General features: G+C 70.4%; 13 protein-coding genes. 9 read left to right on the plus strand and 4 right to left on the minus strand.

Going from position 1 to position 15593, the window contains the following annotated elements; all coding sequences use genetic code 11:
• Positions 1-1578 (minus strand): ATP-binding protein (locus tag ACFPZ3_RS14545; protein ID WP_379514601.1); only part of this gene is annotated, 1578 nt, incomplete at its 3' end.
• A 267-nt stretch (positions 1579-1845) separates the two neighbouring features.
• Between ACFPZ3_RS14545 and ACFPZ3_RS14550 the strand changes: the two genes are divergently transcribed.
• The 3 genes from ACFPZ3_RS14550 (at position 1846) to ACFPZ3_RS14560 (ending at position 6292) form a co-directional block, all read left to right on the plus strand.
• Positions 1846-2802: a D-alanine--D-alanine ligase family protein gene (locus tag ACFPZ3_RS14550; protein WP_379514602.1), complete on the plus strand. Its 957-nt coding sequence runs from the start codon at positions 1846-1848 to the stop codon at positions 2800-2802.
• 5 nt (positions 2803-2807) lie between these two features.
• Positions 2808-4166: a UDP-N-acetylmuramoyl-tripeptide--D-alanyl-D-alanine ligase gene (locus ACFPZ3_RS14555; RefSeq protein ID WP_379514754.1), complete on the plus strand. Its 1359-nt coding sequence runs from the start codon at positions 2808-2810 to the stop codon at positions 4164-4166.
• A 71-nt stretch (positions 4167-4237) separates the two neighbouring features.
• Positions 4238-6292, plus strand: a complete 2055-nt coding sequence (locus ACFPZ3_RS14560; RefSeq protein ID WP_379514603.1) for an AAA family ATPase — start codon at positions 4238-4240, stop codon at positions 6290-6292.
• Here the strand turns inward: ACFPZ3_RS14560 and ACFPZ3_RS14565 are convergent.
• Positions 6282-6974: an aspartate/glutamate racemase family protein gene (locus tag ACFPZ3_RS14565; RefSeq protein WP_379514604.1), complete on the minus strand. Its 693-nt coding sequence runs from the start codon at positions 6972-6974 to the stop codon at positions 6282-6284. The two genes, ACFPZ3_RS14560 and ACFPZ3_RS14565, sit on opposite strands and share 11 nt — an antisense overlap.
• 173 nt (positions 6975-7147) lie before the next feature.
• Between ACFPZ3_RS14565 and ACFPZ3_RS14570 the strand changes: the two genes are divergently transcribed.
• Genes ACFPZ3_RS14570 through ACFPZ3_RS14590 form a run of 5 tightly spaced genes read left to right on the plus strand, consistent with a single transcriptional unit; the run spans position 7148 to position 12274 of the window.
• Complete coding sequence (locus tag ACFPZ3_RS14570) at positions 7148-8377, plus strand: branched-chain amino acid ABC transporter substrate-binding protein (RefSeq protein WP_379514605.1); 1230 nt, start codon at positions 7148-7150, stop codon at positions 8375-8377.
• Between the two features lie 3 nt (positions 8378-8380).
• Complete coding sequence (locus ACFPZ3_RS14575) at positions 8381-9292, plus strand: branched-chain amino acid ABC transporter permease (protein WP_379514606.1); 912 nt, start codon at positions 8381-8383, stop codon at positions 9290-9292.
• The gene (locus ACFPZ3_RS14580) at positions 9289-10827 is read left to right on the plus strand and encodes a branched-chain amino acid ABC transporter permease (RefSeq protein ID WP_379514607.1); all 1539 of its coding nucleotides are present in this window, start codon (positions 9289-9291) and stop codon (positions 10825-10827) included. Before ACFPZ3_RS14575 ends, ACFPZ3_RS14580 begins: the two co-directional genes overlap by 4 nt.
• The gene (locus ACFPZ3_RS14585) at positions 10824-11576 is read left to right on the plus strand and encodes an ABC transporter ATP-binding protein (protein WP_379514608.1); all 753 of its coding nucleotides are present in this window, start codon (positions 10824-10826) and stop codon (positions 11574-11576) included. The genes ACFPZ3_RS14580 and ACFPZ3_RS14585 overlap by 4 nt, the downstream gene beginning before the upstream one ends.
• Positions 11576-12274: an ABC transporter ATP-binding protein gene (locus ACFPZ3_RS14590; RefSeq protein ID WP_379514609.1), complete on the plus strand. Its 699-nt coding sequence runs from the start codon at positions 11576-11578 to the stop codon at positions 12272-12274. The genes ACFPZ3_RS14585 and ACFPZ3_RS14590 overlap by 1 nt, the downstream gene beginning before the upstream one ends.
• A 100-nt stretch (positions 12275-12374) precedes the next feature.
• Here ACFPZ3_RS14590 and ACFPZ3_RS14595 read toward each other — a convergent pair whose 3' ends face one another.
• Positions 12375-13433, minus strand: a complete 1059-nt coding sequence (locus tag ACFPZ3_RS14595) for a 3-deoxy-7-phosphoheptulonate synthase (protein WP_379514610.1) — start codon at positions 13431-13433, stop codon at positions 12375-12377.
• A gap of 289 nt (positions 13434-13722) precedes the next feature.
• On the opposite strand from ACFPZ3_RS14595, the gene ACFPZ3_RS14600 reads away from it, so the two are divergent.
• Positions 13723-14679 (plus strand): phage baseplate protein, encoded by a 957-nt coding sequence (locus ACFPZ3_RS14600; RefSeq protein WP_379514611.1) that lies wholly within the window; start codon positions 13723-13725, stop codon positions 14677-14679.
• Between the two features lie 7 nt (positions 14680-14686).
• Here ACFPZ3_RS14600 and ACFPZ3_RS14605 read toward each other — a convergent pair whose 3' ends face one another.
• A complete protein-coding gene (locus ACFPZ3_RS14605) occupies positions 14687-15481 on the minus strand; it encodes a glycerophosphodiester phosphodiesterase (protein ID WP_379514612.1) in 795 nt (264 codons plus the stop codon).
• Positions 15482-15593: the final 112 nt, after the last annotated feature.

A 15593-nucleotide genomic window follows, 5' to 3' on the forward strand; every position in this document is an offset into this window, starting at 1 on the left:
GTGCGCCACCTCACCCACCCCGCCAACCTCACCCATCCCGCCAACCTCATCCATCTCGCCAGCCCCGTCCATCTCGCCAGCCCCGCCCATCTCGCCAGCCCCACGTACCTCGCCCACCTCCGGCCGCTCGGTCAGCTCAGCCATCCGATACGGCCACACCATGTCATGATTTATCGCGATAAATGACCAGGCCATCCACTCGATCCGCAGACAGTTGCCGATCGCCCGCCACTGAATGATCCGCGTCACCGACGCATCCCCCCGGCAAGCGGCCGACACCCACACCCGCGCCACCGCCAACTGCTCACCGGCACGCAACGGCGCCGTACCGCGCGCGTACGCCCACGCCCTGGCCACGACCGGATCGGCCGCCAGCTCCTCCTCGTCGGGCTCAGGCAACAACAACCACGCGCAGAACGCGATCGGCTCACCATCGCGCCGATACACCCGGAACGCCTCCGGCCGTCGCTTCACCCAGAAGGCCGCCGACTCCTCCCCCTCGGCCACCCGGAGCAACGCCTCCACGTCACCGGGGCCCAGGTCCTCCTCCCGCACGTCGGGCTCCTGGAAGCCGGCCGAGTCACCGCGATACAGATACAGCAGCGACGCCACCGCGCCGAGCACGTCGGGTTCCGCCGCCGTGCGCGCCTTCCCGGCCAGATGCGCGTGGATGAGGTCGTGCATCTCGGCGTGCCCCTGCGGGTCCCGCCAGCGGAAATCTTTCTCCAGCGCCTCCCGTACGACGTCGTGCGGCACCAACCCGAGCCTGTTCGACCTCATGAAAGGCAACCGGCGCAACCAGCCGAACAAGGCCCCCGCGTCCTGCGGCAGGACCGCCCGCAGCAGTTCCTCCGTCGTCACGTACGCATGCGCGCTGATCTCCAGGGCATGCCGGTGCGCCGGCGAGGGCACCTCCCCCACGAGCTGATCCAGCAGCGTGGCCAGCGCGTCCTGCCTCGGCGACGTCCCGCCGTCGGACGCCGCCACCGCCGCCGCCAGCAACAGCGCCAGCGGATGCCCGCCCGCGAAGGCCAGCACGTTCTCCCGCCGTTCGCCGGGCGCCTCGCTGGAGTCGAGCAGGGCCCGCGCGTCCTCGGGCACCAGGTCGCCCAGCGGCATCACCTCCAGCGCCGCCGCCCACCCGGGGTCGGCCTGCCAGCGGATGTCCGGCGAGTTCCGCCCCGACAGCACCACCAGCGCGCCCATCGGCACCTGGGGCAGGAACGTCTCCCGCAGCCACCCCTCCAGGCCCTGGATCCGCTCGAACGCGTCCACCAGCAGCACCCCGTCGGCATCCAGCGGCAGGGCCGCCGCCGCGAACGCCTCCTGTGAGGCTTCCAGCTCCCGCCCGTCGAGCCGCGTCACCGGCCGCCCGGCCGCCGCGGCCTCCTGCGCGAACCTGCGCAACAGCGCCGACTTGCCGATGCCGCCCGGCCCGTGCACGAACAGGACATTGCAGCCCCGGCCGTGCAACGCCGCGTGGAAGACGCCCAGCTCCTCTTTCCTGCCGACGAACGCGAGCTCGCGCGCCGCGTGCACCCGCGATCCCAGCGATCCGGAAACGATCTCCACTGACATGCCCCCCGCCTCCTCTGCCACGGTGAGAAGCGCCCTTCTCGTGGCACCTCGAAACTAGGAGAACGCCGGGGGCCACGGCGATCCCGCGCACTGCCCACCTCGGGGTACAGCAGGCGGTAAAACGGCGGGCAAAACTTTCTGGCCAAGGGTGAGTAGAGACTGGACAGAATCTGGACTCAAAAGTGATCAGGCGATCGGTGCACAATCGGGCGGCCGGGTTCGTGACGGCGGACAAACGCATGCCATGGCAAGAGAGGCTGATCGATCATGACTGAACGCCTGCGCGTGGCCGTGCTCGCGGGCGGGCCGTCCGCGGAGCACGAGGTGTCGCTGCAGTCGGCGCAGGCCGTGCTCGACGCCCTGCCGAGAGACCTGTACGAGCCCATCCCCGTCATCATCGACCGCCAGGGCAGATGGCCGCTCGACCTGCGCCGCGACGTGGCGGACGTGGTCTTCCCCGTCTTGCACGGCCCGTACGGCGAGGACGGCGTCATCCAGGGCCACCTGGAGACCCTGCGCCTGCCGTACGTGGGCTGCGGCGTCCTGGCCTCGGCCGTGGCCATGGACAAGGTCGCGATGAAGCGCACGTTCCTCGCGGAGGACCTCCCGGTGAGCCCGTACGTGTGGTTCACCCGGCACGACTGGGACACCGCCACCGACCACTGGGGCCTGGTGAAGTCGCTCGACTGGCCGATGTACGTCAAACCGGCCAACATGGGCTCCTCCATCGGCATCTCCCGCGTCACCTCCATGGAGGAACTGAGCACGGGCGTCGAGCTGGCCTTCGGCTATGACCGGGTGGTCGTGGTCGAGCAGGGGGTGAACGGCCGCGAGCTGATCTGCGGCGTGCTCGGCGACCACGACACCCCGCAGGCTTCGGTGCCCGGCGAGCTGCTCGTGAACGGCGACTGGCTCGACTACGAGTCCAAATACCTCAGTCAGTCCGAGATCGCCACAATCCCCGCCGTGCTGCCCGAGCAGGTGGCCGAGGAAGTACGTATGTTGTCCCTGCGCGCCTACCAGGCGATCGGCGGCTACGGCCTGGCCCGGGTCGACTTCCTCTGGGAGGAGGGCACGGGACGCCTCTACGTACTGGAGATCAACACCATGCCGGGATTCACCGCCCGTTCCGTCTACGCCAGGGCGTGGGAGTCGAGCGGGCTCGCCTACCCTGACCTGCTGCGCCGCCTCATCGACCTGGCGATGGCGAGGAGCGGCTCGTGATCCCCATGACGCTGGCCGAGATCGCGCGGGTGATCGACGCCGAGATGCACGACGTACCCGACGCGGCGGCCCTGGTGACGGCGCCGTCGGCGGTCGACTCGCGGGACGTGGTGCCGGGCGGCCTGTTCGCCGCGACGGCCGGCGCCCGGGTGGACGGACACGACTACGCGGCCAAGGCGGTGGACTCCGGAGCCGTGGCCGTGCTGGCCGCGCGGCCCGTCGGGGTGCCCGCTCTCGTGGTCGAGGACGTCCAGTCCGCGCTCGGCCTGCTGGCCAAGCACGTGCTCGAACGCCTCAGCCCGGCCGTGATCGCGCTGACCGGCTCCGTGGGCAAGACCACGACCAAGGACCTGCTGGCCCAGGTGCTCGAACGGCACGCGCCGACGATCGCCACCGACCGGTCGTTCAACAACGAGCTCGGTCTGCCGCTCACCGTGCTGCGCGCCGACCCCGCGACCCGGTACCTGGTGCTGGAGATGGGCGCGGGCCAGAAGGGCGACCTGACCTACCTCACCGGCATCGCCCCGCCGCACCTGAGCCTGGTGCTGAACGTCGGCGCCGCGCACGTGTCGCGCATGGGCGGCGGGCTGGCCGACGTGGCCGAGGCCAAGGGGGAGCTGGTCGCGGCGCTGCCGGCCGACGGGTTCGCGCTACTGAACGCCGACGACCCGTACGTCATGGGCATGGCCGCGCGCACCAAGGCCCAGATCGTGCTGTGGGGCGGCTCCGCGGACCTGCGCGCCGAGAACGTGGTGCTGCGCGAGGGGGCCAGGCCCGCGTTCGACCTGGTGACGCCCGCCGGCCGGGCCAGGGTGGAGCTGGACCTCATCGGCGAGCACCAGGTGAGCAACGCCCTGGCCGCCGCCGCGGTCGCCGTGACGCTCGGGCTGCCCGCCGGCGCGATCGCCGAGGGCCTGACCCAGGCGAAGCGGCGCTCGGGGGGCCGCCTGGAGATCAGCGAACGACCCGACGGCGTCACCGTCGTCAACGACGCCTACAACGCCAACCCCGAGTCCATGCGCGCCGGGCTGCGCGCGCTGCGGGCGCTGGCCGGCGGCCGGCGGGCCGTCGCCGTGCTCGGCGGCATGGGACAGCAGGCCGAGGCCTCGCGGGAGCGGCACGCGGAGATGGGCAGGCTCGTGGCCGATCTCGGCATCGAGGTGCTGATCGCGGTCGGGGACGAGGACCCGCTCGCCATGGCGGCGGCGGCGTCCGCCGGGAACGTCATCGTGCGCACGGCCGATGACGTGACCGAGGCCATCAGGGTGGCCACCGAGCTGATCGAGCCGGGCGACGTGGTGCTGGTCAAAGCCTCCAGCGAGTACGGCCTCGGCGCCTGTGCCCGAGCACTCACCGCTCCCTGAGCTTTGTGTGAATATGTTGGCTTGAGAGCCATTTTGGCAGTTGAGGGATTCCTGACGCTAGAGTTGCACACATGTCACCAGCCATTGACAGCAGGCGACTTCTGGGAACTGACCACAACCTGGGAAAGCGTCTCCATGCGGCCAGGGAGCGCTCCTTCGTCGGGCGGAAAGAGGAACTGGCGGCCTTCGCGAGGGCGCTGGACAGTGGCGGCCGGGTGTTCTACGTGCACGGCCCCGGCGGTGTCGGCAAGTCCGCGCTGCTACGGCGCTTCGTCCAGGAGGCGACGGCGGCCGGGCGGCCGGTGACGCTGCTGGACGGGCGCACGCTCGACCCGTCCCCCGCCGCCTTCGAAGCCGAGGCGGGACAGGTGCTCGGCGACGAGCGCGGAGTGTTGCTCGTGGACACCTTCGAACGCATCCAGGGCCTGGAGTGCTGGGTGCGCGAACGGTTCCTGCCGCGCGTGCCGGTGGGCACGGTGATCGTGATGGCGGGGAGAAACCCGCCGCACATGATGTGGCAGGCCGACCCGGGCTGGGCGGGCACCTTGCAGGTGATGCCGCTGCGCGACCTGGAGCCCGCGGAGGCCGCCGACCTGCTGGACGCCCGAGGTGTGGCGGACGAACTGCGGGCGCCGCTGCTGGCGTTCGCCGGTGGGCATCCGCTCGCGCTGTCGCTGGGCGCGGCGGTGGCGATCAGGGACAGCGAGGCGAGCTCCCGGTGGACGCCCACGCAGGACGTGGTGAGCACGCTGCTCGGCCAGCTCGTCGGCGAGGTGCCCAGCCCGGCGCACTGGCACGCGCTGGAGGTGTGCGCGCACACGTACATGACGACCGAGGACCTGGTGCGCGCGGTCCTGCCCGACCACGACGCGGCGGCGTTGTTCGCCTGGTTGCGGCGGTTGCCGTTCGTCGAGTCGAGCCCGCTCGGCCTGTACCCGCACGACGTGGTCCGCGAGATCCTGGAGGCCGACCTGCGCTGGCGCGACCCCCAGGGGTACGCCGACATGCACCAGCGCATTATGGCCCACCTCGTGACCCAGATCCGCCTCGCGGCGGACGCCGACGTGCTCGGGGCCGTGGGCTCGCTGTTCTACATCCACCGGGGACCCGGCGCGACCTCGCGACTGCACGACTGGAGCCAGAAGGGCGAGACGTACGAGGACGTCTTCCGCCCGGAGGACACCGAGGACCTGGTGCGCCTGGCTGTGCGGGCCGAGGGCGAGGAGCAGGCGGAGACCATCCGCTTCTGGACGGCCAGGCAACCGCGCTCGTTCCACCTCTACCGGCGCACCGACACGGGCGAGCTGGTCGGCTGCTGTGCCTGGCTCCGCCTGGACGAACTCGACGAAGAGACGGCCGAGTCCGACCCGATCATGGCCACGGCCTGGGCGACCGCCCGTGCGACGGCGCCGCTGCGGCCGGGCGAGCACCTGGCCGTCATCCGGGTCTGGGGCGCCGGGCAGAACGAGAAGTGCCCGACGCCGGACCTGGTCCAGTGGCGGGCGATCGGATATTGCCTGCGCTCCGAGCGCATGGCCTGGTCGTTCGCGGCCATGGGCACCGAGCGTGCCTGGGCGGAGCACTACAAGGTCTATCAGATGCACGACCTGGGAGAGCACGCCTGGGTGGGCGGCAGCGAGTACGCCCTGTACGCCCACGACTGGCGGGCCGCGCCCGCGTGCCCCTGGCTCGAACGGCTGCTGGCGGCAGGCGGGCAGGACGTCCCCGCCGCGCGGCAGGAGCCCGAGCTGGCCGTGTTGTCACAGGAGGAGTTCACCGGCGCGGTCCGCAAGGCGCTGCGGCACCTCTCGCGGCACACCGAGCTGGCCGCCAACCCGCTCACCCGCACCAGGCTGCTCGCCGGGCGCGCCGACCCCGCCAGGGCCCTGCGTGACCTGCTCGAACAGGGCATCAAGGACCTGAGCCGGGACCCGCGGGCGGGTAAGCTGCACCGCGCGCTCGACACCACCTACCTGCGCGGCGTCCCCACCCAGGAGGCCGCCGCCGAACGTCTCGGCCTGCCGTTCACCACCTACCGCCGTCACCTGCTCGCCGGGATCGAGCGGGTCAGTGAGGACCTCTGGCGTCGCGAGCTCTGGAACGACTTGGAGCCGATCAGCCGGTGAGGGCGAACTCGGCCGCGGCCTCCGCGTGCAGCCGCGCGCTCGGCAACACCGGGATGGGGGCGTCCTTGTCGGTGACCAGCAGCTCGATCTCGGTGCAGCCGAGGATCACGCCCTCCGCGCCCTGGTCGGCGAGCTGGGCGATGATCTCGACGTAGGCGTCCTTGGAGGAGTCGCGGAAGACGCCGCGCACGAGCTCGTCGAAGATCACGTCGTGGACCTGCTCGCGCTGCGCACGGCCGGGGATGATCACCTCGAAGCCGTGGGCGGCCAGCCGGTCGCGGTAGAAGGGCTCCTCCATCGTGAAGCGGGTGCCCAGCAGGCCGACCTTGCGCATCCCCCTGTTGTCGACCTCGGCGCCCACGGCGTCGGCGATGTGCAGGAAGGGCACGTTCGCCACCCGCTCCACCTCTTCGGCCACCCGGTTGAAGGTGTTGCTGCAGATCATCAACATCTCGGCGCCCTGCGCTTCGAGCTTCTCACCGGCCTCGGCCAGCATGGTGCCCACCTCGTCCCAGCGGCCGGCGAAGATGAGGTCCTCGACGGTGGTGTAGTCGACCGACCAGATCAGGCTGTTGGCGGAATGGCTGCCGCCGAGGCGCTCGCGTACGCGCTGGTTGATCACCTGGTAGTAAATGACCGTGGATTCCCAGCTCAATCCGCCGATGAGTCCGATAGTGCGCATGGAATGGCACGTTAAGCGCAACACCTGACCATTCAGCAGACCAAAGACTGCTCAGTTGCCCGGAATCTTGGGCAGTCAATGGCCATCTTTTGATCTGTCAACTGAACAGTCAGAGGCCCTAGCTTGCCTCCGGTCCGATGTGAGAACCACGACCGGGGGCAAGGGAGTTTCCGTTGAGAACCAAGAGCGCGTTGTCCGTGCTGATAGCGGGGGCACTGGCGACAAGCGCGTGCGGCGCCGCCAAGACCGAGACGGCCGGCGGCGCCGGCGGTTGCGACACGAGCAAGGGCACGCTGGTCATCGGCGTCATCGCGCCGATGTCGGGCAAGCTGTCGGCGATCGGACTGGGGATCCGTAACTCGGTGCAGCTGGCGGTGGAGCAGGCCAACACGAAGTGCGCGGTCAAGGGCTACCGGCTCAGGGCGGACGCGCAGGACGACGAGGCGAACCCGGACAAGGGCGCGGCGGCGGCCCAGCGCTTCGCCGACGATCCCAACGTCGTGGGCATCGTGGGCTCGTACAACTCGGGGGTGGCCAGGGCCATCCAGCCGAAGATCGCCGCCTCCAAGCTGCTGCAGATCTCGCCCGGCAACACCGACCCGGTGTTGTCCAGGGGCGCCGCCTTCGTCAAGGCGCCCAAGCGCACCTACGACAACTACTTCCGCGTCGTCGGCACCGACGACCTCCAGGGCCCGTTCAACGCCCGCTACATGGTCGAGCACGAGGGGAAGAAGCGGATCGCGATCATCACCGACGGCAAGGCCGTGGGCGAGAACAGCGCGACGCAGTTCGCCCTGGAGGCCCGCAGGCTGGGCGCCAGGATCGTCATCCGCGAGAAGGTCAACGAGAACGACAGCGACTTCTCCAGCGTGCTGACCAAGGTGAAGGCGCTCAAGCCCGAGGCGATCTACGTCGGCTCGGAGTACCACGTCGCCGGGCCGCTCAGCAAGCAGGCCAAGGACCTGGGGCTGAGCGTGCCGATCTCGGGCACCGACGGGCTGTTCGACCCGCAGTTCATCGCGCTCGGCGGCAAGGACGGCGATGTCGCCACCTCCGTCGGGGCGCCGATCGAGAAGCTGGACACCGGCAAGGCGTTCGTGGCGGCGTACAAGGCGAAGAACTTCTCCGACGGGTACGGCGGGTTCGGCGCGTTCGCGTACGACGCGGCCAACGTGGTCGTCACCTCGGTCGGCAAGGTGACCGCCAACGCCGCGTGGACGGGCGAGCTGGACCAGCGCAACAAGCTGAACGAGCAGGTCCAGGCGTACAAGACCGACGCGGGCGCCAACGGCGTGATCGGCTTCGACCAGTACGGCGACAGCGTCAACAAGATGTTCACGGTGTACCAGGTCACGTCCGGCGCGTGGAAGGACGTGCTGAGCGACCAGTACGAGGCGAAGTGACCCGTGGCGACCCTGTCTCAGCAGATCGTCAACGGCCTGGTGCTGGGAGCGCTGATCGGGTTGATCGCGCTCGGCTACACCATGGTCTACGGCATCGTCCAGCTGATCAACTTCGCGCACGGTGAGGTGTTCATGGTGGGCGCGTTCGGCGCCCACTTCGTCTCCCTGTACCTGCTGCCCAAGGGCACGCCCTGGTACGTGGTGCTGCCGGTCATGTGCGTCGCGGCGGTGGCGGTCTCCGTCGCCGCCGCGGCCGCGATGGAACGGCTGGCCTACCGGCCGTTGCGCGGCGCGCACAAACTGGCCCCGCTGATCACCGCGCTCGGCGTGTCCATCCTGCTGCAGGAGGTCGTCCGGGTCTTCTACCCGGGCGCCACCGCGCCGCTGGCGTTCCCACGGGCCTTCCCCGAGGGCCATCTGGTCCTCGGGGAGGTGTCGGTGCTCTGGACCGGGGTGCTGGCCGTGGCCGTCGCCCCGCTCCTGGCCGCGGCGCTGCACGTGTACGTGGAGCGCTCGCGGACGGGCCGCGCCATGCGGGCCACGGCCCAGGACCCCGACACCGCCCGCCTCATGGGCATCAACCCGGACCGGGTGATCCTGGCGACGTTCGTGATCGGCGCGGTCCTCGCCGGGATCGGCGCCGTCCTGTACGGCATCCACTACACACAGATCGACACCGCCATCGGCTTCCAGAACGGCATCTTCGCCTTCACCGCCGCCGTCCTGGGCGGCATCGGCAGCATCCGCGGCGCCATGCTCGGCGCCCTGTGCATCGGCCTGGTCAAGTCCCTGGCCGGCCAGTACGCCTGGGGCGGCGCCCAGTACGACTACGTCTGGGTCTTCGTGCTGCTGATCCTGGTGCTGATGTTCCGTCCCCAGGGCTTCCTCGGCCGGCCGGAAAGGGTCCGGGCATGACGACATTGGAGACTCGACCGATCCCGGACGTGCGGACACCGGCGGCACGCCCCTGGCGTCAGTGGGCGGGCGCCGCGCTCGTGCTGGCAGGCGCCCTGCTCCCGTGGGCCGCCTTCGTGCTGCCCGACGGCGCCTACCCCGACCTGGCCACCCTGCAGTTCTTCGACGCCCCGTACCTGGTCACCGGATTCCGGCTGCACCTGGTACTGATGGGCGTGGCCGCCTTCCTCCCGCGCGCCGCCAGGCCCGTCGGCATCGGCGTGATCGTCATCGCGGTGGTGCACTCGCTCTACCTCATCGTGCTCGGCGCGCCGTCGATCGGCGGCCCGGTGACGCTGGCAGGCGGCCTGCTGCTGGTGTGGTCGCCCAAACCCGGGCCGGCTCCCGAGCTCAGGCAGCCCGGGCGGGCGGTGGCGTGGCCGGTGCTGCTGGCCGCCTTCGCCGCCCTGCTCTGGCTGGTGTCGGCGACGCTGACGGCGGGCGGGCAGAGCAGGGCGAGCAACCCGTACGGCGGGGCCGAGTTCCTGGCCTTCCTCGGGTTCGCCGTCGCCCTGATCGGCATCCTGTCCGCGTACCGGGTGCTGGCCTGGATCGCCGCCCTGTCCGAGCGGCACCGGGTCTTCAGCGTCATGGTCCTGCTCGCCTGCGCGTTGTCGCTGCCGGTCACCGAGGCCGGCACCGGCTACTGGATGACCGTGGCCGCCACGATCGGCATCTACGCCGCAACCGCGATCGGGCTCAACATCGTGGTGGGCCTGGCCGGGCTGCTCGACCTCGGCTATGTGGCCTTCCTCGGCATCGGCGCGTTCACCGCCGCGAACCTGGCCTTCGTGGTGCCCTTCCCGGTGGCCGCGCTGGCGGGCGCGGCGACGGCCGGCGTGTTCGGGGTGATCGTGGGCGCGCCCACCCTGCGGGTGCGGGGTGACTACCTGGCGATCGTGACGCTGGCGTTCGGGGAGATCTTCTTCAGGGCGGCGCAGAACGACATCGGCGGGCTGACCGGCGGCGCCAACTCCATCCCGGGGATTCCGCCGATCACCCTGTTCGGCCAGTCGTTCAACGAGCCGGTCGGCGCCCTGCCCTCCGGGTTCCTCTACTACGCGGTGGCCGTGATCATGGTCGGCGGGGCGATGCTGGTGCTGGGCAACCTCAAGCGCAGCCGCACCGGGCGGGCGTGGCTGGCGATCAGCGAGGACGAGGACGTCGCCAGGGCCATGGGTGTGCGCACCGGCCGTACCAAGATCCTTGCCTTCCTGGTCGGCTCGATGCTGGCGGGCCTGGCGGGCGCGGTCTTCGCGCACAAGCTCGGCACCGTCGGGTACGAGAGCTTCGACTTCAGCGAGTCCGTCACCCTGCTGGGGGCGGTGATCCTCGGCGGGATGGGCACGGTGCCCGGCGCGGTCGTGGGCGCCTCGCTGCTGTTCGTGCTGCCGGAGAAGTTGCGCGAGTTCAGCGACTACCGGCTGATGCTCTTCGGTCTCGCCCTCATCCTGATCATGCGTTTCCGCCCCCGGGGATTGGTTTCCTCCTCATGACCCTGACCGCAGAGAGCGTCTCGATCTCCTTCGGCGGCCTGCGCGCGCTCGACGAGGTGACGCTGACCGTGCCGGAGCGCACGATCGTGGGCCTGATCGGCCCCAACGGCGCCGGCAAGACCACCCTGTTCAACTGCCTGACCGGCCTGTACGCCCCTTCCTCCGGCCGCGTCCTGCTCGACGGGCGGCCCCTCGCGGCCGACCCCGCGCAGGCCGCCCGCAGCGGGGTGGCCCGCACGTTCCAGAACATCCGCCTCTTCTCCGGCATGTCCGCCCTGGACAACGTGCTCGTCGGCCGGCACACCCGCATCAGGCAGGGCCTGGTCGACGCGCTGCTGCGCAGCCCGCGCTTCCGCCGCAGCGAGGGACAGGCGGTCGAGCGGGCCCGCGCGGAACTGACCTTCGTGGGGCTCGACCCCGAGGGCGACCGGCCCGCGCGCAACCTCTCCTACGGCGACCAGCGCCGCCTGGAGATCGCCAGGGCGCTGGCCGGCGACCCGGCGGTGCTCATGCTCGACGAGCCCACCGCGGGCATGAACGCCCAGGAGACCGCCGCCGTGCGCACGCTGATCGGCGCCATCCGCGACCGCGGGATCGCCGTGCTGGTGATCGAGCACGACACCAAGTTCATCTTCTCCCTCTGTGACCACGTCTACGTGCTGGTCCGCGGCCGGATGCTGACCGCGGGGCCGCCGCCGGCCGTACGCGCCGACCCGCGGGTCATCGAGGCCTACCTGGGAGCCGCCTGATGCTCGAAGTGAACGGACTCGCGGTCGCGTACGGCGCCATCGAGGCGGTCAGGGACGTCGGCTTCACCGTCGAGGAGGGGCAGATCGTCTGCCTGGTCGGCACGAACGGCGCGGGCAAGAGCACCACGCTCAGGACCATCTCCGGCCTGCTCCGGCCGCACCGGGGCGAGATCCGCTTCCTGGGCCGCCCGATCCACGACCTGCCCGCGCACTCGATCCTGGCCGCCGGCATCGCCCACTGCCCGGAGGGCCGCAGGTTGTTCGCCGGGATGACCGTCGAGGAGAACCTGCTCCTGGGCGCCCACCTGCGCAGGGACCGGCGCGTCGGGAGGGACATGGAGCACGTCTACGACCTGTTCCCGGTGCTCGGGGAGCGGCGGACGCAGCGGGCGGGGCTGTTCTCCGGGGGCGAGCAGCAGATGCTGGCGATCGGGCGGGCCATGATGGCCAGGCCGAAGCTGCTCATGTTCGACGAGCCGACCATGGGCCTGTCGCCCATCATGATCAAACAGCTCCTGGAGACCATCGCGATGTTGCGCAGCGGGGGCACGACCATCCTCATGGTCGAGCAGAACGCCCTGGCCGCGCTCACCCTGGCCGACCACGGCTACGTGATCGACCTCGGCCGCACCACGCTGTCCGGTCCCGGGAAGGAGCTGCTGGCGGACCAGCGCGTGCGGGAGGCGTATCTGGGTTGAGCCACGTGACGGTGTGCGGCGACGGGCGGCGGTGGCCGCCGCGGCATTCCTCCTGCCTCGGGAGCGAATGCCCGGCTGCTACCGCCGCACCATGCCGTGACTAGTGAGCGGCCCGGCGGGAGCGTACGGCTTCGGCCAGGACGTCGAGCAGCCGTTCTGTCTCGTCCCAGCCGACGCAGGAGTCGGTGATGCTCTTCCCGTAGGTCAGCCCCTCGCGCGGCCCCGGCTCCTGACGGCCGGGCTCGATGAAGCTCTCCACCATCAGCCCGGCGATGCCGTTGTCGCCCTCCGCGATACGGGCGGCCACCTCGCGCACCACGCCGGCCTGCCGTACGTGGTCCTTGCCGCTGTTGCCGTGGCTGGCGTCCACGACCAGCCGGCGCGGACGCTCGGCCTTGGCCAGCAGGTCGAGGGCGTCGCGGACGGAGCCGGCGTCGTAGTTGGGGCCGGTACGCCCGCCGCGCAGGATGACGTGGCAGTCGGGGTTGCCGGTGGTGGTGACCACGGAGGCGCGGCCCTCGTCGTCGATGCCGAAGAACACCTGCGGATGCGAGGCGGCGATCAGCCCGTCGATCGCGACCTGCACGTCCCCGTCCGTCGCGTTCTTGAACCCGACGGGCATGGAGAGACCGGACGTGAGCTGCCGGTGCACCTGGCTCTCCGGTGTACGGGCGCCGATCGCACCCCAGCTCACCGCGTCGGCGATGTACTGCGGGCTGGTCGGCTCCAGGAACTCGCAGCCCACCGGCAGCCCCGTGCTGAGCACGTCGAGCAGCACCGTGCGGGCCAGGCGCAGACCCCGCCGCACGTCGTGGCCGCCGTCGATGTCCGGGTCGTTGATCAGGCCCTTCCAGCCGATGGTCGTGCGCGGCTTCTCGAAGTAGACCCGCATCACCACGCACAGGGCGTCGCCCAGGTCACGGGTGGCGGCGGCCAGGCGGCGGGCGTAGTCGAGCGCGGCCTCCGGGTCGTGCACGGAGCACGGCCCGACGACAAGCAGCAGCCGGTCGTCGTCGCCCGCCAGGACGTCGCGTACGGCGCGGCGGCTCGCGGCCACCAACGCCGCGCGTTCCTCCCCGAGCGGCTGTTCCGTCCGCAGCTCGGTCGGCGTGGGCAGGGCTTCGAACGAGGTGATACGTAGATCGCTGGTCACGGTCATGGGCTGGCGTCCCTCAAGCTCGCGGCGGTACGGCCCACACCCAGATCCCCGGAACCGACCGCCTAAACGACGAAGAGCAGAGACGGGATGTCTCTGCTCTGTGGCTCCGGATGATCAGTAAGTCAGCGCATGTGACCCTGGGCTCCACCCGGAGCCGGCACATAACGCCAAAATCGACTGATCTGCATGGGCCTGAACGTACCAGGCGACCTGACCAGATCTCAAATCGGCGCCCTCCCATTAGGGTGTTTTGGGCGTGACATGACCTCCAGTTGAACGGACGCGAAACATGACCTCTCATGCACCGTTAACCCGCCGAGGACTGCTCAAGCTCGGCGCCGGCGTCGCGGCGACCACCGCGCTGGCCGGGGGCGAGCCCGCGGCCGCGGCGGAGGGCAGGTTCGAGCTGACCGCTCCCTCGACCTCGCTGATCTGGCGCAAGGCCCTGTACAACACGACCGTCCTGCAGTCGTTCGCCATCGACAACGCCCACGGGCACATCTACACGGTCCAGGTCAAAAACGGTTCAGGCTCGAACGCCGCGGGCGACCTGTGCCTCACCAAGCTCAGCCTGTCCGGGTCGATCCTCGGCCACATGTACCTCATGGGCTTCGGCCACGGCGTGCAGATAGGCGTTGAGCCGTCGGGGTCGTCCGCCTACCTGTGGACGGAGACGGACGGGGTCCCCATCGACGGCAACAGCTCCCGGGGCACCAAGCTGGCCCGCTTCATGTTCGTCAACGGCCAGACGCTCACCACGTCGTCGGCGGCGCTCACCAAGTACTCGCCGGTCGCGGGAGCGACCAACACGACGTGCACGATCGACCCCTCGACGAACCGGCTGATCATGCGCTACGTGAGCGAGGGCTCGTTCCGGTTCGCGGCGTTCACGCTGTCGTCGGTCAAGGCGGGCTCGCCCGACAGGCTGCACGACGTGGCCCAGCCCGTCGGCCTGGGAACCTTCCAGGGGTACGCGGCCTACGGGAACTACGTCTACGTCCTGACCGGCACCGCCTACGGGGACACGAACCCGGCGCCGGGCAACACCTACATCACCTGCCTCGACCTGCGCACCGGGGAGCAGGTGCAGCGGGCCCGCAGCGTGGCGGGCCAGTCTCTCAACTACCGCGAGCCGGAGGGCATGGGCATCCAGATCGTCTCCGGCGCCCCGCGCCTCTGCCTCGGCCTGGCCTCGGAGCCGGGGCCGCGCCTGGCCAGCATCTTCTACAAGACCGAGCTGATCTGAGGCGGCCCTATCGTGCACGCTTGACGTTCCTGAGGCGGTCCGGCCGGTTCGTCATGATGCCGTCCACCCCGTACGAGATCAGCCGCCGGATGACGCCGGTCCGGTCCGCCGTCCACGTGTAGACGCGCATGCCCCGATCGTGGACCTTCCTGACATACCCGGCGGTGAGCCCGGAGTGCGGGAGGGTGATGCCGTCGGCGTAGCGGGCCAGCTCGGAGAGCCGGCCGGCGGGCGGCTTGCCGAGCAGCGCGATGGGCAGGTTGGGCACCATGTCGTGCAGCACCCGCATCGACTGCCAGCCGAACGCCTGCACGGTCAGCCGCTCGCCGCTCCACCACTCGCGGCCCTCCTGCAGCTCGGCGGCCACCCGCCGGTCGATGTCCGGGCTGCGCGGCGCGTGCTTGATCTCCAGCAGCAGCCCGGTCTTGGTGCGGCCGACCGCCTGCAAAGCCTGCGTGAGGGTGGGCACACCCTCACCGCGGTAGCGCCCGGAGAACCATGAACCCGCGTCCAGGCGCTGGATCTCCGCGAGCGTGAAGTCGGAGACCCACCACGGGGAGCGCTTGGGGAAGAGCTTCTCGACGTTGGTGGTGCGGGCCAGCGTCTCGTCGTGCATCAGCACGAGCTTGTGATCCTTGGTCTGCTGGACGTCGAACTCGCACGTGTCGGCCTGCTGGGTCCTGGCCAGGGCGCAGGCCGCGATCGTGTTCTCCGGCGCGTGCGCGGAGCCGCCCCGGTGGGCGATGTTGTCCACCTGCGGGCTCGCCATGATGGCCAGGGCTGTGGTGATGGCGACGTACATGGTCCTCCTTCAGCCCCCTTGTATCGAGTTATAGAGAAAAGTGCCCACAAGGGAGAGGAAGGAGTGTTTTCGCGTGAATCAGAACGAAATTTTGGCCGGGTCCATAACCGTC

The organism is Nonomuraea insulae, from assembly GCF_042656245.1.

What these genes read in the sequence shown, in the direction of transcription:
- ACFPZ3_RS14550 (WP_379514602.1), top strand. Translation starts at nt 1,846, where the DNA reads ATGACTGAACGCCTGCGCGTGGCCGTGCTCGCGGGCGGGCCGTCCGCG.
- ACFPZ3_RS14555 (WP_379514754.1), top strand. Translation starts at nt 2,808, where the DNA reads ATGACGCTGGCCGAGATCGCGCGGGTGATCGACGCCGAGATGCACGAC.
- ACFPZ3_RS14560 (WP_379514603.1), top strand. Translation starts at nt 4,238, where the DNA reads ATGTCACCAGCCATTGACAGCAGGCGACTTCTGGGAACTGACCACAAC.
- ACFPZ3_RS14565 (WP_379514604.1), bottom strand. Translation starts at nt 6,974, where the DNA reads ATGCGCACTATCGGACTCATCGGCGGATTGAGCTGGGAATCCACGGTC.
- ACFPZ3_RS14580 (WP_379514607.1), top strand. Translation starts at nt 9,289, where the DNA reads ATGACGACATTGGAGACTCGACCGATCCCGGACGTGCGGACACCGGCG.
- ACFPZ3_RS14585 (WP_379514608.1), top strand. Translation starts at nt 10,824, where the DNA reads ATGACCCTGACCGCAGAGAGCGTCTCGATCTCCTTCGGCGGCCTGCGC.
- ACFPZ3_RS14590 (WP_379514609.1), top strand. Translation starts at nt 11,576, where the DNA reads ATGCTCGAAGTGAACGGACTCGCGGTCGCGTACGGCGCCATCGAGGCG.
- ACFPZ3_RS14595 (WP_379514610.1), bottom strand. Translation starts at nt 13,433, where the DNA reads ATGACCGTGACCAGCGATCTACGTATCACCTCGTTCGAAGCCCTGCCC.
- ACFPZ3_RS14600 (WP_379514611.1), top strand. Translation starts at nt 13,723, where the DNA reads ATGACCTCTCATGCACCGTTAACCCGCCGAGGACTGCTCAAGCTCGGC.
- ACFPZ3_RS14605 (WP_379514612.1), bottom strand. Translation starts at nt 15,481, where the DNA reads ATGTACGTCGCCATCACCACAGCCCTGGCCATCATGGCGAGCCCGCAG.